The sequence below is a fragment of the Pedobacter ginsenosidimutans genome (assembly GCF_001442625.1).
GTDB classification, from domain to species: Bacteria; Bacteroidota; Bacteroidia; order Sphingobacteriales; family Sphingobacteriaceae; genus Pedobacter; species Pedobacter ginsenosidimutans.
Genome location: NZ_LMZQ01000020.1, coordinates 73,924 through 93,489 on the forward strand (window position 1 = coordinate 73,924; position 19,566 = coordinate 93,489).

15 protein-coding genes and 1 tRNA gene are annotated in these 19,566 nt (G+C 37.1%); 10 read left to right on the forward strand and 6 right to left on the reverse strand.

Annotation, left to right across the window (positions count from 1 at the left end; all coding sequences use genetic code 11):
• The first annotated feature begins 122 nt into the window (after positions 1-122).
• From ASU31_RS20055 to ASU31_RS20080, 6 genes are all read left to right on the forward strand, one after another.
• Entirely contained in the window at positions 123-956 is an 834-nt protein-coding gene (locus ASU31_RS20055) for a M57 family metalloprotease (RefSeq protein ID WP_057934051.1), read from the forward strand.
• Positions 957-1,385: 429 nt separating this feature from the next.
• Positions 1,386-4,373: a SusC/RagA family TonB-linked outer membrane protein gene (locus tag ASU31_RS20060; RefSeq protein ID WP_057934052.1), complete on the forward strand. Its 2,988-nt coding sequence runs from the start codon at positions 1,386-1,388 to the stop codon at positions 4,371-4,373.
• 11 nt (positions 4,374-4,384) lie between these two features.
• Positions 4,385-5,974, forward strand: coding sequence for a RagB/SusD family nutrient uptake outer membrane protein (locus ASU31_RS20065; protein ID WP_057934053.1), 1,590 nt, complete (start codon positions 4,385-4,387; stop codon positions 5,972-5,974).
• A gap of 16 nt (positions 5,975-5,990) precedes the next feature.
• On the forward strand, positions 5,991-7,055 hold the full coding sequence (locus tag ASU31_RS20070; RefSeq protein ID WP_057934054.1) for a phosphatidylinositol-specific phospholipase C1-like protein: 1,065 nt from the start codon (positions 5,991-5,993) through the stop codon (positions 7,053-7,055).
• Positions 7,056-7,062: 7 nt separating this feature from the next.
• Complete coding sequence (locus ASU31_RS20075; protein WP_057934055.1) at positions 7,063-8,466, forward strand: alkaline phosphatase; 1,404 nt, start codon at positions 7,063-7,065, stop codon at positions 8,464-8,466.
• 16 nt (positions 8,467-8,482) lie between these two features.
• Positions 8,483-9,673, forward strand: a complete 1,191-nt coding sequence (locus tag ASU31_RS20080; protein WP_057934056.1) for a CehA/McbA family metallohydrolase — start codon at positions 8,483-8,485, stop codon at positions 9,671-9,673.
• Here the strand turns inward: ASU31_RS20080 and ASU31_RS20085 are convergent.
• The 4 genes from ASU31_RS20085 to ASU31_RS20100 form a co-directional block, all read right to left on the reverse strand.
• Complete coding sequence (locus ASU31_RS20085; protein WP_057934057.1) at positions 9,635-9,877, reverse strand: hypothetical protein; 243 nt, start codon at positions 9,875-9,877, stop codon at positions 9,635-9,637. The two genes, ASU31_RS20080 and ASU31_RS20085, sit on opposite strands and share 39 nt — an antisense overlap.
• Before the next feature lie 863 nt (positions 9,878-10,740).
• Positions 10,741-11,454 (reverse strand): hypothetical protein, encoded by a 714-nt coding sequence (locus ASU31_RS20090; protein ID WP_157258147.1) that lies wholly within the window; start codon positions 11,452-11,454, stop codon positions 10,741-10,743.
• Positions 11,455-12,435: 981 nt separating this feature from the next.
• On the reverse strand, positions 12,436-13,194 hold the full coding sequence (locus ASU31_RS20095; RefSeq protein WP_057934059.1) for an SDR family NAD(P)-dependent oxidoreductase: 759 nt from the start codon (positions 13,192-13,194) through the stop codon (positions 12,436-12,438).
• Between the two features lie 82 nt (positions 13,195-13,276).
• Positions 13,277-14,218 (reverse strand): helix-turn-helix domain-containing protein, encoded by a 942-nt coding sequence (locus ASU31_RS20100; protein ID WP_057934099.1) that lies wholly within the window; start codon positions 14,216-14,218, stop codon positions 13,277-13,279.
• A gap of 545 nt (positions 14,219-14,763) precedes the next feature.
• Here ASU31_RS20100 and ASU31_RS20105 point away from each other — a divergent pair.
• From ASU31_RS20105 to ASU31_RS27270, 3 genes are all read left to right on the forward strand, one after another.
• Positions 14,764-15,339 (forward strand): Crp/Fnr family transcriptional regulator, encoded by a 576-nt coding sequence (locus tag ASU31_RS20105; protein WP_245224570.1) that lies wholly within the window; start codon positions 14,764-14,766, stop codon positions 15,337-15,339.
• Positions 15,340-15,420: 81 nt separating this feature from the next.
• Positions 15,421-15,810 (forward strand): RidA family protein, encoded by a 390-nt coding sequence (locus tag ASU31_RS20110; protein ID WP_057934060.1) that lies wholly within the window; start codon positions 15,421-15,423, stop codon positions 15,808-15,810.
• Positions 15,811-15,918: 108 nt separating this feature from the next.
• Positions 15,919-16,128, forward strand: a complete 210-nt coding sequence (locus tag ASU31_RS27270; RefSeq protein WP_157258151.1) for a JAB domain-containing protein — start codon at positions 15,919-15,921, stop codon at positions 16,126-16,128.
• 59 nt (positions 16,129-16,187) lie between these two features.
• Here ASU31_RS27270 and ASU31_RS20115 read toward each other — a convergent pair.
• Positions 16,188-16,261, reverse strand: a tRNA-Ile gene (locus ASU31_RS20115).
• A gap of 226 nt (positions 16,262-16,487) precedes the next feature.
• On the opposite strand from ASU31_RS20115, the gene ASU31_RS20120 reads away from it, so the two are divergent.
• Entirely contained in the window at positions 16,488-18,581 is a 2,094-nt protein-coding gene (locus ASU31_RS20120) for an HRDC domain-containing protein (protein ID WP_057934061.1), read from the forward strand.
• A 5-nt stretch (positions 18,582-18,586) separates the two neighbouring features.
• On the opposite strand, the gene ASU31_RS20125 is transcribed toward ASU31_RS20120, so the two are convergent.
• Positions 18,587-19,555 (reverse strand): ligand-gated ion channel, encoded by a 969-nt coding sequence (locus tag ASU31_RS20125; protein WP_057934062.1) that lies wholly within the window; start codon positions 19,553-19,555, stop codon positions 18,587-18,589.
• Positions 19,556-19,566: the final 11 nt, after the last annotated feature.

A 19,566-nucleotide genomic window follows, 5' to 3' on the forward strand; every position in this document is an offset into this window, starting at 1 on the left:
ATCCACTTTGTAGTAGCAAAACATAAATATTCCGAAAAAACATTGTAACTATTTGATTACATAGAATTTGTTTATATATTAGATCTGTCTGATCAACAACATTAACCTAAACTAACTTAAACATGAAAAACACAAAATTTCTATCATTAGCCATGCTATGCGCTTTATTTCTCTGCGTATCTTCATGCAAAAAGAACAATACTTCTGAACAAACTGATAATAAAGCCGAAATATCGGCAAGTACTTTACAACAAATAAAAAGCTTAGGATTTAGCGTCGAAAATGCGCGTAAAGTGGACAACGGTTACCTGGTAGAAGGCGATATCCTGCTAACAGATGCCAATTTAAATGAAAAGTCTTTAAGTCCTAATTTAAATATTGCTGAAACCGAGCAGTACCGCACAACAAATGTTGTTAAATCACTACCACGTGTGATTACAATTTCTGTTACAAATTTACCACAGGTATATAGTGATGCTGTTGACCTAATGATTTCAAGATACAACTCATTGGGCCTGCGTATGACTTTTCAAAGGGCAAATACAGGCACTACAGGTAACATTGATGTATTTGGATTTAACGAAGGGCCAAGTGGTGGCTACATCACTTTAGGTTCATCTGGTTTTCCTACTTCAAGCGGCGAACCATTTAATCAGGTTAAAATGAATACGAATGTTAATGCCTACGGAACTAATCCTAATTTATTGTATGTAGCTTCTGTTTTACAACATGAAGTTGGACATTGTATAGGATTCCGTCATACAGACTATATGAACAGAGCATATAGCTGTGGAGGAAAACGTTCTAATGAAGGAACAGCAGGAGTTGGCGCGATACAAATCCCAGGCACACCATCAAAAGCAGATGCAGAATCATTCATGCTGGCTTGCTCTAACGGGGGCGACCGTACATTTAATGCAAATGATGTAATTGCAATGAATTACCTTTATAAATAAACCAAATACAGATCAAATAAAAAAAATAGATCAGATAAAAAAGAGGGGGCTGAAAAAGCTCCCTCTTTTTTTTGAACCTGAAAAGGCTGGAAGAATATATTTTTTTTATGTTTTTAACAAAATAGCCTTTTAAAAAAACACAAACAACAGCGAACAATATAATTCAGAAAAAAAAATCACCATTTTTCAATCAATAATATGAGGTTCACTTCATCTTTACATCATTGTGTTAAATTTAATCCTTAATTCTGAACCAATAACTTGAAAATCCTTAACATTATTTTCAATTAACCTTACAATTCTTAATAATTTCTTAATTCTAATTAACAAAATCCATAATCGGGTTAAGGCATCTTTGTGAGAAATTCACAGAGCAAGGAACAATCGTTTGTTTCTGTGAATGATCCAAACAATCATAACTAATCATTCATGAAACAAAACTACAAAAAGACCTACTTGCCCTTGATTAGCAAATGGCAATATCTTGTTGCAATCCTGCTTTTCTTTTCATTAAATACCTATGCTCAGGGCAGTAAAACAATAACAGGTAAAGTTATTGATGAAACCAGTCAGCCATTACCAGGTGTAACAGTTAAAATAAAAGGCAGCAATTTAGGAACATCAACCGATGCAAATGGCGTTTATACCATTCAGGCAAAACCGTCTGACATACTTGCATTCTCTCTACTTGGAAGTATAACCAAGGAAATTCCGGTTAATGACCAGGCTAAAATAAATATAACCCTTGTTTCGGATAATCAAAACCTGAAAGATGTTGTGGTTATTGGTTATGGTACAGCTAATAAAAAAGATTTAACTGGTGCCGTAACTTCTGTAAAATCAGAAGAATTTAACCAAGGTGTTTTGGTTAACCCAGCCCAACTTTTACAAGGTAAAGTTGCAGGTCTGAATGTTACTAAAAGCGGCGATCCGAATGCTAAACCATCCACTATTTTACGTGGTCCATCTACTTTACGTGAAGGTGCTGCACAAGAGCCGTTTTACGTTATCGATGGTGTTCCCGGAGCTTCAATTGATTTATTAGCGCCGGCAGACATAGAGAATATCGACATTTTAAAAGATGCATCTTCGACTGCCATTTATGGTTCAAGAGCCGCAAACGGCGTAATCATCGTAACCACAAAACGTTCTAAAAGCGGTCAATCCCGCCTAAATTATAGCGGTTATGCTGCCGTAGAGAAAGTTTCTAAAAAGTATGATATGCTTTCAGCTCCTGAGCTGAGACAATACCTTGCAGATAATAAGCAAACTTTAAACGCAGTAGATGATGATGGTTCGGACACAAACTGGCAATCACTTTTAGAAAGAACAGGTTATTCTCAAAATCATAACCTTTCTTACGGTGGCGCTGGTCAAACATCAGATTATGGTGCAAGTGTGAATTACCTAGATAATAAAGGGATTCTTAAAAATACCTCGCTAAAAAGAACAATTGTTCGTGCTTTCCTTAACGAGAAGTTTTTTAATGATAGGCTTAAACTGGGTTTAACCATAACTAACAGTAATTCGAAAAGTTCTGATGTATATCAATCACAAGCACTTCCCAATATGCTTTTTTATTTACCAACAGTAAATCCTTTTAATACTGATGGTAGCTATAAAGAGAACTACAACCGCACCGGAAGCGGAACAAGAAATCCATTATCAATTGTTGATAATAACGTAATCGATAACCTGAATAATAAAACGTTGATTAATGGTATGGCTCAGGTAAATATCATTGATGGGCTGAGGTTTACAGCCAGCGTTTCATCTCAAAGAGACCAAAATAACTACAGTACTTATTTAAACAGTCAATCGGGATTAGCCAGAGGCGTAAACGGACAAGCACAAAAAATCGATGTTTTAAACAAAAGCCAGGTTTTAGAGGGTTACTTTAACTATGATAAAACTTTTGGAAAACATAGTTTAAAATTGCTTGGCGGTTATTCATGGCAAGAAGATAGAACGAATGATGGTTTTGGCGTAACTACACAAAATTTTTCAAATGATAATTTAGGTTATAACAACCTGTTTTTGTCTAATCCAAGTTTGCTTTCCCAAATCGCCTTTAACAATGCCCCTATATCAACTTTAAGGTTAATTTCATATTACGGCAGGGTTCAGTACAACTATAGTGAGAAATATTTATTTCAGGCATCTTTAAGAGATGATGGTTCTTCCGCATTTGGAAAAAATAATCGTTGGGGTTTATTCCCGGCTGTTTCTGCAGGCTGGAGAATTATTGGCGAAGATTTTATGCAGTCGGTTCCTGTTATTAGTGATTTAAAACTTCGTGCTGGTTATGGCGTATCGGGTAACAGTTTAGGTTTCGACGCCTTCTCTTCATTACTAATTTATGGAACACTCTCTGGAAGTAATAAATTTTTAAACAACGGTTCTATCAGTAATGCAATTGGTCCGGTTAGAAACGAAAATCCAGATTTAAAATGGGAAAGTACAGCAACAACCAATATTGGTTTAGATTTTGGCTTATTTAGAAACAGGATTACGGGATCGTTAGATTTTTACGTGAAACAAACATCAGATTTAATTTACGATCGTTATGAAGTATCTACAACACAGTTTTTCTTACCAACCATTACAGCCAACGTTGGTAAAATCAAAAATACAGGGGTAGAATTTTCATTAAACGCTACAGTTTTCCAAACAGATAGTTTCAGATGGACAACTTCACCAAATATTGCGCACAATAAAAACGTAGTAGAAACCTTATCTGATGATTTCTACAAAATCGCAGCCATTCAAACAGCTCAGCTCGGTGGCAAAGGTCAGTCGGGCAATTTCAGTCAGTTAGTTCAGCCAGGTTATGCATTGGGTACTTTTAACCTTTGGAATTATGCAGGTAAAAATGCAGCAGGTGTAAGTACTTACATTAATGCTGCCGGTCAAACTATTGCTACACAGCCTTTAACTACTGATGCAAAAATTGCCGGCAACGCCCAGCCTAAATTAATTTACGGATGGGGAAATAGTTTCAGCTATAAAAACTGGGATTTTAACTTTTTAGTTAGAGGCGTTTTAGGCAACAAGATTTTGAATGCGACAAAGGCATCTTTAAATAATCCTGCCGATGCAAAACTTCAAAACATCCCAACGTTTACCCTGGGCGAATCTTTCAATGATATTAATGCTTACCTGATTTCAGACCGTTTCCTTGAAAGCGGCTCATACTTGCGTTTGGATAACGCTACGCTTGGCTATACGTTAAAACCTAAAACACCAGCCATCAAAGCCATTAGATTATATGTTACGGCAAATAACCTCTTTGTAATCACTAAATACAGTGGTTTAGACCCAGAAATCAACATCGGTGGATTAACGCCAGGAATTGATAACAATAATTATTATCCAAAAACAAGAACCTTCAGCTTCGGTGCAAGTGCATCATTTTAAAAAAAATAAAGATGAAAAAGATTATAATCCTATTTAATATCCTTACTTGCCTGATGGTATTAGAATCATGCAGTAAGCTCGATGTCGATGTAGAATCGCAATACGTTAAAGATAATTTTCCTTTTACCAATTCAGATTACGCGGCACTTTTTGGCACCATGTATTCTAACCTTTCTTCTCAATACGGTGTTCCATACTGGAGAATGCAAGAGCTTTCTACAGATGCTGCAATTATTCCGGCACGCGATGGAAACTTTGATGATGGCGGTCAATATCGCCAGCTCCATTACCATACCTGGACAATTGACCACCCGAATGTGAGAGATATCTGGCAGTGGGGATTTGGCGGTATTAATAACTGCAACCGCTTAATCAACCTGACCAATGAATCTTCAGTTTCAGCTGCACAAAAAAGTAGCAGTTTAGCCGAAGTAAAAGCAATGAGGGCCTTATACTATTACTTTATGATGGATTTATATGGTAATGTACCCATTATAGATACCTTTCCGGTAAGCTCGCTTCCTGGAAACCAAACCAGAGATAAAGTATTTGAATTTATTGAGAAAGAACTTTTAGCCGTAATACCGCAATTACCAATAAAAGATAATAACAACCGTGTATTGGTTTATGGCCGACCAACCCAGGCAATGGCCTATGCTTTATTAGAAAAAATGTACCTCAATTCGGAGGTCTATACTGGCAAACCGAGATATGCAGATGCTGTAATTATGGCCGATAATATTCTGAAAAACACCAACTACGCTTTGGATAACAAATATTCAGATATTTTTGATGTAAATAATGGTCCTCAGATTAATGAAACCATATTTGCTATTCCCTACGATCAGCAGATTCCGGGTAACCAGATTACAAGATTTGGTTTTTATCCTGCATTAGCAGCAGCTTATGGGATTAATGTAGGTTTCAGTATTGCAATGAGTACAACGCCAGAATATTATAACCGTTTTAATTTAAACAATGATATCCGTAACAGTTTCTGGTTAATTGGTAAACAATATGCGCCAGATGCTAATCGTAAACCTGATTTAACTAAACCTGTTTTTGTGGCAGGAACAACTACACAAATAGAAATTACACCTGATTTAATTCTGAAACCAGGCAAACCAATGGATTTAGGTAATACCGTTGCAGATCAGGCTAAAGGTGTTCGATCGGTGAAGTACTGGCCGGATGTAAACGCAATTCAGGCGACACGTTTAAATGGCAACGATATGCCCCTGCTCCGTTTGGCAGATGTAATGCTCATGAAAGCAGAAGCAATTTTAAGGGGTGCAGCCGCTACAACTGTTAATAGCGAATTACAAACACCGCTGGTACTTGTAAATAAAATAAGAGCGCGTGCTGGTGCTAGTTTAGCCAGTTCGATAGATTTGAGCACTTTACTTGATGAAAGAGCCCGTGAATTTAGCTGGGAAGCCTGGAGAAGAAATGATCTAATCCGTTTCGGACAGTTCGAAATAGAATATCCGCTACCAAATGATGTATTGACAATGAATAAGGATGTAACCAGAAGAATTTATCCTATTCCGGCAAATGAATTAAAGCTTAATACAAACCTGAAACAAAACCCCGGGTATTAACAATCAAAAAAGGCATATGAGAATCATCAGTTGCATTAGCCTATTGCTGGTATTGCCAGCAATAGCGTTTATTACCGTTAATGAAGACCCAACCATCAATCAGATTCAGGTAATTGGTTCGCACAACAGTTATAAGCAAGCCATCGATCCGGCATTATTTACCATGTTTAAGAAAAAGGATTCAGTATCTGCCAGTAAGATCGATTATGAGCACATTTCTATGCCCGAACAATTAAATATGGGATTAAGAAACCTGGAGATTGATGTTTATGCTGATTCTGCTGGTGGTCGTTATGCGCATCCAAAAGGTTTAGATTGGGCGAAAGATCAACCTGCTTTTGATGCTTCCGGAGAAATGAAAAAACCTGGTTTTAAGGTTTTACACATCCCCGACCTCGATTTTAGAAGCTCTGTACCAACTTTTGTAAGGGCTTTAAAAGTGTTGCGTACCTGGTCGGAAGCTCATGCAGATCATACCCCGGTTTTTATTACGCTTGAGGCTAAAGATGATTCGATAAAAAAACCAGGATTTACATCACCAGAATTATTTACGCCAAAGGTTTTTGATGAACTGGATAAAGTGATATTAGAGAATTTAGGTAAAGAACATATCATTCTTCCTGATGAAGTAAGAGGTAAATACAGTTCTCTTGAAGATGCAGTACTTCATCAGCATTGGCCAAAATTGAGCCAGGCGAAAGGCAAATTTATTTTTGTACTGGATGCTAGCGGCAAAAAAAGAGCGACTTATATTCTAAATCATCCATCACTAAAAGGTCGTGTAATGTTTGCGAATTCAGATCCCGGCACACCCGAGGCTGCTTTTATGATTAGAAATAACCCGCAGGATAAACAGATTCCTGAACTGGTAAAAAAAGGTTACATCATTAGAACACGGGCCGATAACGATACGCAACAGGCCCGTAAAAACGATATGGCTGATTTCAATGCGGCTTGTAATTCTGGCGCACAGGTTATCACAACAGATTATTATTTAAAAAGTACACATTTTAATTCCGATTACGCTGTCAGCTTTGCTGGTGGCAAATACTACAGAGCTAATCCCTTATTTAAAAAGTAAATAGAATATGAATAGAAGGTCATTATTAAAAGGTGGATTGTTAGCAGGTTTAACTATTCCATTTACAGGTGTAAGTGATGTTATCGCTAAACCTATTGGCGGTTCAAAGAAAGCTAAAAACATCATTATGATGGTAAGTGATGGCATGAGTATAGGAACGCTGAATATGGCTGATTTATATTCGAACAGAATACTGGGGGTTAGTAGTAAATGGTTAGGCTTGTACCGCGATAACAAGGCTGTTAGAGCATTAATGGATACGGCTTCTGCAAGCGCTATGGTTACCGATTCTGCAGCTGCAAGTTCATCCTGGGGTGGTGGTATGCGGGTTCGAAACGGTTCGCTTAATGTAGGAATGAAAGGCGAAAAACCACAACCTATCCTTCAGAAATTTAAAGAAAAAGGTAAAAAGGTAGGTTGTGTAACTACTGTTCCCATAACGCACGCAACACCTGCTGGTTTTTGCATAAACATAGATAACCGTGGGGGGCAGGATATTATTGCAGAGCTATACCTGGGCCTAAAGTTTGATGTGATGATGGGTGGCGGACATAAGTATTTTGGAGAAAAACGTGCCGGAGGAAACCTGATTCCGAAATATTTAACCCAAGGTTATAAAGTAGTTGAAAATAGAGATGAAATGCTGGCTTTGAATAATAATAAGCCCGTTTTAGGTTTATTTGCCGAAGATGGACTGCCTTATGAAGTAGATAGAAAGCACGATAAAAACCTAATGAAATCGACACCATCGTTAGCAGAAATGACGATGAAGGCTATCGATTTGATGAAAGATAATAAAGACGGGTTTGCTTTGCAGGTAGAAGGCGGAAAAGTAGATTGGGCAGCGCATTCAAATGATGTAAGTGGATTAATATTTGACCAGCTTGCTTTTGATGAAGCGGTTGGTAAGGTCATTGAATTTGCAGAAAAAGATGGAGAAACGCTGGTTATCATCACTACTGATCACGGGAATTCAAATCCTGGTTTATTTTATGCTGATGAAGCTGATAAAAAATTCGATAGTTTACAGAATTTTAAGCATAGCAACACCTGGTTGTTGGCGCAATTGAACCAATCCTTTAGCGAACAGAAAATTATCGATCTGATTAAAGAGAATCAAGGTTTTGAAATAAAACCAGATGAAGTTAAATCACTTTTAAATCATTTCAAAGATATTTCTCCCAACCAGTTATACAACGAGTCAAATCTTCCGTTTTACGAATACGGAAAAATATTGGGCAAATATACCGATGTGCAATGGGCTGGTATGAACCATACCGGAGATTATGTTGAGCTTACCATGTTTGGCCCAGGTTCAGAAAACTTAAAGCCTTTCATTAAAAATTTTGAACTGCATAATTTTATGTTAAAGGCGGCCGAAATGCCAGCGTCATTTTTAGTTAAGGCATAAATAATTTCAAACCGCAATGCAGGTAATTTTTAAAAAAATAAAAGTAAAGTGTAAAACAAGAATTCCGATTATATGTATCGCTATACTTTTGAATGTAAGTATTGTAAAAGCTCAACAAAATACAACTAAACCTGTTTTACTTTCAAAAGGATTTTGGTTAAAAGGCGACTTACATGTGCATTCACGGCATAGTACAGAATCATCGAATAATTCGATTCAAAAGATCATTAATTTTTCTAAATCTGTTAAAATGGATTATGTGTGTATTACAGATCACGATAATCATGTAGATGGCGATGTGGAACACCATACCTGGGCAGATCCAGAATTTAAATCAGACTCGCTTCTATTGCTATACGGTGCAGAATGGACGACAACCAGAGGTCATGGAAATGTATTTTCTGATAAACCCTATCATCATAAACGCTTATTTGATGTTCGTGATGAACGTGATGTTAATATTGGTAAAGTGAAGAAGTCTCTTAATATTCACTTATCAGCAAACCATCCAAGCGGAAAAGACAATTTTGGTTTTTCTTATGATTTGGTTCAATCGATTGAAGTTTGGAATTCGTCAGTTTGGCCAAAAAATGCAAATGCGATTATGATTTGGGATGATATGCTTTCATCAGGAAGAATGATGACGGGAAGAGGAGGAAGCGATGCACATCATGGTGTACCTACAGGAGCTGAAAAACCAGGTGCAAATACTTATCAGGCCGAATATAATTATGTTGGTACACCAACAACCTGGGTTTTTGCAAAGGAAAAAAATTTAACGGCAATTGTTGATGCGCTAACTCATGGAAAGGTTTCGGTGAGTTCAAATCCTTTCGCGCCGAGAGTAGAATTTTATGCTGATGCAAATGAAGACGGTAAATTTGAGCTGATGATGGGAGATAATGCCATTTCTAAAGGTAAACCTGTAAAATTTTTGGTTCAGTTAATTGGTAATACTTTACCAGATGCAGATTACACCATTACCATCATTAAAAATGGAAAGAAATTGAATACTTACCATGCTAAAGGCGAAATACCAACGGTTCAATTTGAAGATACACCAGAAACAAGAGGGAGAAGCTATTATCGTGTGACTGTCGAAGGTGTAAATACACCTTATCCACAAGTGCCAAAATCTATGGCTTTAAGTGAAAATATGGTTGCTTTATCAAATCCGATTTATTTTAACTTCGACCCAAAATTTTAGATTTTCTTTAAAATCATTTAAAAACGAAATATAAAGTCTGTCAAAAGAAGCTGTATCATAAGTTGTGATTCCATTCGAACTTGCCACGTTGATCTTGTCTAAACGCTTTGCACTGCTTTCAGGTAATCTATGTTGCGCCAGTTGTGGCCCACTGCCTACTTTGCCCGGGAATGCACCATTTGCGCCTTTTGAATACGTTGCCATAATTTTTGTTTTTTTAGGTAAAAAAATGTTTGTTCAAAAAAGGATTGCTGTTTATACCGCTATGTTTAAATCCATGCCCAAACCTAGCGGCTTAAAAGCATTGGCGCCTCATTTTGAGCTAAAATGAGCTAAATTGAGCCAAATTAACACCGATTATGAGCTAAAATGAGCCGTTACGGTTGGCCCGTGTTGCCACAGCCAGGCCACTTGTGGCAGCCTGCTTAAGGGCAGCATAACCGTAAGCGGTGTTGCCATTCTGCGAAAGCAAGCGTTGGCTTTACCTTTTAGGTAGAGAAAAGGTAACGCCGGGGTAAGCCTGGGGTAACGTTGGGGTTAACCTGGTAGCAACAAAGGGTAAACAACAAGTAAAGCAGGGGTAATTAAATACGGCCCTTTTGCTGGCTCTCCAGGTAGGCAGCCAGTAAATCTTTCAGGCAAAAACGATCGCAGCCAAGTAGTTTTATAGGCTTTAATGGCCAACAGATGTTCCGCAATCCTGTCTTTTCATGCAGAACAATAATCAAAAATATCTACAGGGAGGCTGCCGTCATCAAAACAGCCTTTAAATAACCTGTAGCATAGTTTCCCGAGCAACAAAAAACCCCTCAAAGTCTTCCTTAAAGGGGTTTAAAGCAGTGGGCCCACCTGGGCGCTTCTTGAACCATTTTCTGCCTGATTTGCATTTAATCGAAGATTTGACAAAAAACATAACATAGCATTCAATACTTATTGATTGCTCTATTTCTGCTTAATGATTTGCTGTATAGTTTCAAAATACTATAAAGTATTGTTTGATCAGGTTTGTGTGTTACTTAAATGCAAAAAGAAAGCGGCTTAGGAGATTTTCCGAGCCGCTTTCTTTGTTATTTGAATTGGGATGGTTTACTGCTAATGGTATTTCTTTCGGTAATCATAGCAGTTTTGCTATTAAAATCTGTAGGTCCAGAAGTATAATCGCCATCAAAGGCAACTCTGCCTTGTCCCTCTGCAATGGTATTAGGTCCGGTGTGAGAATCATCGATGTTTATGATACCTGCAATTCCGTTTTTAATATTATTACCATCTTTTTCTCCAGACATTAAAAAAGCGTAAAAATTATAACCACCGTTTCTGTACGCTTTTACCTTTCCGTAAACGGTAAATTTATTTCCGCTTCCACTAATAGCGGTTACAACACTGGTATCTGCTGCACCAATAAAGTTTTTGCCCAACATTTTTATGCTGAAATCGCTGGTACTTTGCTCATAAAGTTTAACTACGCCGTCAATAAGCACATAACCTGGCTGATAGCTATCGTATGGTATATTACTGCTTTTTATGGTGAAAGGCTTAAATAAATAAGAACCATCGATATTTGGGGGCGTAGTACCCTTATTTATAGTAAAACCCAGTTTGGTCAAGCTATCCACATACTGTTGCGGAATAATATCTTCTATTTTCTTACTTAAGATTTCTTCATCGCTCGGATTAATATCTTTGTTTTTAGAGCAAGCCGCAAATTGCAGCACGGCACCTACTATTAAAGCAAATGCACATCCTTTGACTAGCATAGTAAAGTTTGTTGTTGTTTTTTTCATTATGCAATTTTTAATTATAAGTTTTAAAATACCCAATTGCAACTGCAGTGCCAATATCCAATAATTTGGCTCAAATAGATTAAAAACAACTATAAACCACTATATAAATCTACCTAAAACCAGGTATTTCCATTAATTTTTAAACAAAACTGCTGTCCTTTTTTCTTACGGTCTTTTTGTAGTTGCTTATTTTTTTGAAAAGCAGACTTTATTGATTTTGATAAGTTCTGAAAATGTTATCCAAGTGGATATGGGAGGGAATATATAAGTGAGGTGCTATTAAATTTTATCGGCTGCATACAGATGGATCAATTATCTATAGAGATAAAATTATTCCTGTAAGAAGTGAAAAAGAGCAGGCTGATTATGTGGAAACACAAAGTGAAACTGTTAAGCGATAGTGATACAGACAGCGTTTTTGTATTCGTTTTTGCTTTTCCAGTTATGCTATACAGCGAAGAAAGATAAAGATAGGATTGCATTTTCTTTGGTCAAATCATTTTCCAAGGATGATCCTCGTTCGAAAAAAATTCCAAACTGGGAAGCGAAAGAGGCGTTTCATCGATTAGAAAAAGTTTATGATAAATTGTCAAATCAATAAATCTATTATGATAATAATTAGTAAACAGTCCGCCATCACTTTACAAGACAGACTGTTTTGTAATTTTATTGACCTAAAAAAAATGTTCAGGTCAAACTTATTAGTTAATAAATGAATTCCAAAACATTAGGCAAGAGATTTTGAGAAATCAATTGGTCTAATATTTTTTAGGTTTCTAAAAAATAAGTATTTTTATGTAAATCAAATTTATTGACATAATTAATTTCATGCTTCAACTCCTAACCGTATCTCTATTATAAAACTAGATCTTGTCAAAGACCCTGAAAGATGATTCAAGATATCTTTTAAATATTATCTATCAAATCCAAAAATCCCATTCAATAAATATTGGATGGGATTACTAGATTATAAATATATCCTTAAAGATTAAAACCTCCGGTAACTTCAACTCTTTGACCGTTGATCCATTTTGATTCATTCGAACACAAGAAAGCAACCACGCTTCCAATGTCATCCGGCAAACCCACTCTTCCTAAAGCTGTTTGGGAAGCCAACTGTTGATTAAATTCTGCAACATCACGAAGAACTCCACCTCCAAAATCTGTTTCAATCGCACCCGGAGCAACAGAATTCACTCTGATTTTTCTAACTCCCAATTCCAAAGCCATATATCTTGACAAAGAGTCCACTGCCGCTTTCATCGGCCCATAAGCAGAATAGCCTCCGTATGACCATCTTGCCAAACCTGAGGAAGTGTTCACGATAGAACTTCCGTCATTCAGTAATGGTAATAATTTTTGGGATAAGAAATAAGGTCCTTTGAAGTGCATATTTGTCATCGCATCCAACGTTTCTTCAGTGGTTGTTTCAAAACTTTCGTTGATTCCGATCCCTGCATTGTTTACCAATGCATCCAATTTTGCTGAACCAAGTTGTGAATCCAAGATTTCTTTCACTTCGCTCGTAAATTGGTCAAAACCTAAAGTCGTAGAAATATCCAAAGACAAAGCAAATGCCTTCTGTCCGATTGATTCAATATCTTTTACTACTTCATCCGCAAATTCCTTTTTTGTTTGATAAGTCAAGATAATATCAAATCCTTTTTTTGCCAATTGTAAAGCTGAATCTTTACCTAATCCACGACTTGCTCCAGTCACCAATGCTATTTTACTTGCCATTTTTCTTTTATTTAATTATGGTACAAAGTTCAAGAAATATCCATCAACCAGCTTGTATAAATCAAATCAAAGTTTGTACAAATCAAACAGTTTGTAGTTCACGGAAATGTTGAGGCGATTGCTGACTGTATTTCTTGAAAAACTTGGAAAAATGGGCGAGTTCCTCAAAACCTAAAGTAAAAGCGATCTCCGAAATATTCCATTGTGTTTGAGATAGCAGTATTTTTGATTCCTGATAAATCCGGCTTCCTATGATCTCGCCAGTCGTCCTTCCCGTTGTTTCCTTCAAGACTCTGTTGAGATGATTCACATGCACCCCTAATATTCCAGCAAAATCTGCCGGGGTTTTCAATTGTAGTAACTGCCTGATATTTTCAATAGGAAATTGTCTTTCCAGAAGTTCGATGAATAATGTAGTAGTTCTGGATGAAGCGCTTTTCTTATTTTCAAGAGGCAGAACTGGTTTTAATTTCTGACCAAAATGAATTAGTTCCATCAGATAATTTCTAAGTAAATCATATTTATAAATGTAATCAGAATTAATTTCTTCGTGCATTTTTTGAAATATAGCCTCAAATTGATGAAACTGTTCTGTTGTGATTTGAAAAATAAAATCACTATTGACCGAGAAAACCGAAAGATTATCAAGCTCTAGCCCAATCTTGGTAACTGGTAAAAAATCTTTTGTAAAAACACAAAAATGCCCAGCTTGCTCGGTGCGAAGATTCGTGTAACAGTGATTGGTTTTCGGGGAAGCAAACAAAATTGCGCAATCTTCGATGTCAATGGTTTTGCCATCATATTCAACCTTGTTCTTACCATCAATTAAACTTATTTTATAGTAAGTTTGCCTATTACAAGGCATTTTGGTTTTCAATTTGAAAGCTCTGTAGATTTTAGGAATATTAAAGACATTAAAATGACCAATGTCATTATGGATATTTTCAGCCAAAAATTGACTGATAACGGGACAAGAATCTCCCAAAATCTCCTGATAAAACTTTTTGATGGTAATTGAACTCATTAGCTTGTAAAAATCAAATATAATGATTTTAATTTTCGCAGCCGGAAAATTCGGCGGCCCCATAGCATACCTTTCCCACTACACGCTAAACATCATTCTTTTCTATTCTAATACATCTCTATTGCTTAGAATTTAATGATGCAAAAAAGGATTGGAGACCGTTTTTCTTATTCGTCTTTTTAAAAACCATGATTGATGCCTCACTCCTCGCACGGGTTGGCATTTTATTAACCTCCCCTATCTACTACAAACAACTTTCAGCGTCCTGTTTTTCATGGATTTATCCTGCTTCTATTTCATGTTCAATCAAGTGTTTAAGTCATGAAAATAGCGGGTTTATATATAAGGATTAGTACCGAAAAGAGAGATTATTGGTTCGATCTTTCCAGAAAAATTGAGTTTTGATGGAGAGCATGCCAAAAACCTAGAAGAATACGTTTAAATCAACATACGCCCGCTACGAAAATTTTGCAGCAGCCATTGTTGTATAACATGGTATTGGGTCTGTATCTTTATGCAAATAAGTACTACTAGTTTGCATAGGTTTGATCGATAATTCAAAGAAAATATTAAGGGACCATATTGAAAAAGTGGTGAAACTTACAGACAACGAATTTGATTTCGTCATAGGTCATTTTGCATTACAATCTTTTAAGAGAACCCAATTCATAATTCAGGCTGGAGACCACGTTAAAGATGTCTTTTTTATTTTATCAGGACTTGTAAAGCTCTTTTACATGGACGAATCTGCAAAACAGCACATTGTATCGTTTGCCATGGAAGATTGGTGGGAGACTGATTTTAATGCCTATTATGCTCAACGTAGGGCCGTTTTCTCTTTGGCGTGTCTTGAAAATACCGAGACTTACTCGCTATCATTGGAAAACTTCAACAGGCTTTGTAGTGGTCTGCAAAAAATGGAGCACTTTTTTCTTATGAAGTCTATCGCTGGCCACATTGGATCACAGGAACGCATACTGTCTTTTCTCACTTCTGATGCACGAGCGCGATATGAAAACTTGATCAATAAGAGCCCAAGTTTACTGCAACGTGTACCAAAAGCAACGTTGGCTTTATATCTCGGTGTCTCCCGGGAGACTTTAAGTCGGCTTGGTTCTTAATATTTAAAATCTGTGATGTTTGTCACGCCTACTTCCAAGTGGATATGTAGACTTTTGCATTAAATAAGCAAAAATACATATATGGAAAAGCGAGAAATTAACCCATGGACCTGGCAGGATGCCAGATCATATAGCCAGGCTGTTGAAGTAAAGAATGTAGAAAGCACATTGTATATTTCCGGACAAACCGCCATAAACGATGACGGCATTTCGAGTGATGCAGATATCAGAAGCCAGTTGGTTCAGACTATCGAAAACCTGGAGAAAGTGATTCATTGTGCTGGGTACGAGATGAAGAACATTGTTCGCCTCAATATATATACAACTGAATCTACAGCACTTTTTGAAAATTTTGATATACTGCAAGCCTGGATAATTAAAAATAAAATAAAACAGGCTAGTACGGTGTTTGAAGTTAAAAGTCTTTTTGAAACGTTGAAGGTAGAATTAGAAGCAACCGTAGTTAAGTAAATAATATTTATACAGGGAAAGTAATTCTACTTATCAGCTGTCTTCTAAGCCTGATAAAAATTAAGGCCGATTAATATTCATCTACAAAAACAAAACCCTCTTTACAGACTGTACCATCCAAGTGAGGCAGATATCAAGTTAACGAAACGGTTGGTAGAATGTGGTAAACTACTTGATATAAATGTCAGGGATCACATCATTTTGAGCACGCCAAAACGAAACAGTAAACAACGAAGTTTTGAACGCCAACTAGAATTGGCTAGATTTGAAACAGTAGCAGTTCTACTATTACAGAAACAGCCTTTAAATAACCTGTAGCATAGTTTCCCGAGCAACAAAAAACCCCTTCAAGTTATCCTTAAAGGGGTTTAAAGCAGTGGGCCCACCTGGGCTCGAACCAGGGACCAAAAGATTATGAGTCTTCTACTCTAACCAGCTGAGCTATAGGCCCGGAAAAAAGGTTATCCTTTTTTGCGAGTGCAATGTTACAAATTTGAATTCAATTTTCGAAAATGTTTTCGGCATTTTTTCATAAAAAGAAAGAATATAAACTCATTTTCAAGTGCTTAATTTTAATTTTCATTTTGTTGATCCTCGTTTCTGATTAAAAATTGTGGATAAAACGCCGATTAATCTATCCTCAAATCAATTTCGAATAGGTTAATTTTGTAATTGATATGAATACGCCCGATCCGGACAACCAACTTCTTTTAGATTTTTTAGCCACCACCAACCAGCCTGTTTTTTTAACGGGTAAAGCCGGAACGGGTAAAACTACCCTCCTGCGCAAAATTAGAGATACCACCAAAAAGAATTTTGCTATTGTTGCACCTACCGCTGTTGCGGCAATAAATGCCGGAGGCGTAACGCTTCACTCCTTTTTTCAGATTCCCTTTGGCCCTTTGGTTCCGGTTGTTGATGAAAATGCGGAAACTAATTTTAAATACTCAGATGAAAAAACAAGGTTATTACGCTGCCTCGATTTATTGATTATTGATGAGATTAGTATGGTAAGGGTAGATCTGATTGATTTTATCGACCGTACTTTAAAGCGTGTTAAAGGCTCTAACCGTCCCTTTGGTGGGGTTCAGGTATTAATGATTGGCGATCTCTACCAGCTCTCTCCTATTTTTCATGATGCCTGGCATATCCTGGGCAGCTACTATTCCAGCCCTTACTTTTTCGATAGCCTGATTTTCAGGTCTACGCCAATGCTTACGTTTACCTTAGATAAAGTTTACCGCCAATCGGACCCCATATTTCTGGATATTTTGAACGGCATGCGCGAAAACAGTCTTGATGCTGGCTTACTAGCGAAACTGAATGAGCGTTACGATCCATCTTTAGATCAGGAATGGAAAGATGATTACATTACTTTAACAACGCACAACCAGCTGGTTAACGAAATCAACCAGGGCTGTTTAGAAAAATTACCAGGAGAAATTTTCGAATTTAATGCGGAGGTAAGTGGCGATTTCCCGAAGGATGCCTATCCTACCGATGAAAAACTCCAGTTAAAACTAGGCGCGCAGGTCATCTTTATCAAAAATGATTCTTCGGGCAAAAGACAATTTTATAATGGAAAAGCGGCAAAAATAACGGCTATTAGTCAGGATTCGATAAAAGTAACCTTTACCAATGGTGGCAGGGAAATTGAAGTAGAAAAAGAAATCTGGCAAAATGTTAAATATAGCCTGAGTGCAGAAGAAAATAAAATCGACGAAACCAGTACCGGATCATTCTCACAATACCCTTTTAAACTGGCATGGGCCATTACTGTACATAAAAGCCAGGGATTAACCTTCGACCAGGCGATAGTTGATGTAAGCACCGCATTTACCCACGGCCAGGCTTATGTAGCACTCAGTCGCTGCAGAAGCTTAGAAGGACTTATTCTAAAATCGCCTGTGGTTGCCGAAAACATCATTACCGATGCCAAAGTAATCAGTTTCACAAAAGCCTCTCACCAGGATAAACCTACCACTGAACTGCTGGCACGTTACACACAACAATATGCCTGGGGATTGATCCATGAATTGCTGGATTTCTCGCTGGTTGCGAAAGACTGGGAAAAACTCGGTCGGTCTAAACTCATCGACAAAGATGAAAAGAATGCCTTTTTGTCCATTTATGAGCAAGGAAATCAGATCCTTCAGCACGAAATTTTTAAAGTGGCCAGGAATTTTATCGCCAAGGAATTTTCGAAGATAAGCACCGACGAAAATCCGGCAAATGAAAGTGCTTTTATGGAACGTTTGCAGAAGGCATCTGATTATTTCGTACCAAAACTGGAGCAGCTTATTACCTTAATGGCAAGAATTGTGGCCATCAACTTTTATAATGATACCCACTCCGATAAACTGCTTACGGTATTAAACGACTGCAAAGATGCACTCCAGATAAAACTCGCTTTATTTAAAATTTCGTGGAATCCCTTTTCGATCAAAGATTATATCCATACGTTGCACGCAGCGGGCAATAAACAACCGGAGAAAAAACCAGTTAAATCGAGCATCAAGCCAAAAGAAATTTCCAATCCACAGGTTTATAAAAACCTGGTCGAATGGCGCAAAACAATCGCACTGCAACGTGGCACCCAAGATTATGCTGTACTTTCTGACCTAGCACTACTTTCAATTGCCGAAAAAATGCCCAGAACTACCGACCAACTGGCAGCGCTTAAAAGCGTAGGGATTGGCAATGCAAAAGAACTTGGCCAGCAAATTACCCGCATTGTAAACGCTCATTTGGGTACGAGCGAGTTATTTTAAATAACCTAAGCATTTATAGCTTTTACGATAAAGAAAATATTTAAAAGAAGATAAACGGTTAAAAGCGAGATGGAGAAAAACCGATCAAACCTTTCAGCTTTTTTCTCATCCCCTCTTTTGATCATTTTTAAAGAAAAGGCTGTTAATATAATCACGATTAAAATAAACACCAAAGTAATTCCGTGCAAAGTATCTACCAGGGTAAAAGTAGTCGACTCGGGGAGCGAACCATCAATAATGTATTTATTACCGATTACGGCAAAAAGAGAGCCTACACTTAATCCAAAGCGCGAATCGATGCTATCGGCATGGATATAAAAGCACATATAAGCAATAAAAAAAGCAACATACATACCTAAAAACATTTTCCAGAACAGGCCAAAAGCATCTCTGCTAATCCCTATCCTCACCTTGTAGCTACTATATTCTGTTCTTGGCACTTTTATACCCGGATCGCCAAAAGCCGTTTCATAAATTTTATTGGCTACAGAAGTTTTTAAACTGTCGATATTCCATCCACGAAGGGTAAACCGCGGATCAAACTGCTTACCTAAAGTATCAGGAACAAATACCAAGGCTGCTGAATCAAATTGTGAATTTTCTACAGAAAGCCTTAGCAACTGATGGTCGAATGGAAAATTATTGATCGACCACGAATCTTTCATTACACATTGCAACTTCATTAACATGTATACCTCATTACCAATGCTGTCTATAGTTGAAAATGATTTGCTCACCGTTTTGGCCTGCGGTATCTCCAGGTTATCGGCAAAATTAAATTCCTTGTTTTTATATTTTAGCCATAGCCAGAAATTAATGGTGTATTCTTTGTCTTTAAAATCTATATCGTGGATGCTCGTTACATAAATTCCTGTCTTTACAGTATCAGGTATATTTTTTTGAGCAAAAGAAACAGTATTGATGCAAAAAAGCTGGAAAATTAAGCCCAGTAAAAAGAGTATAGTAGTTTTCAACTGTGATTTAA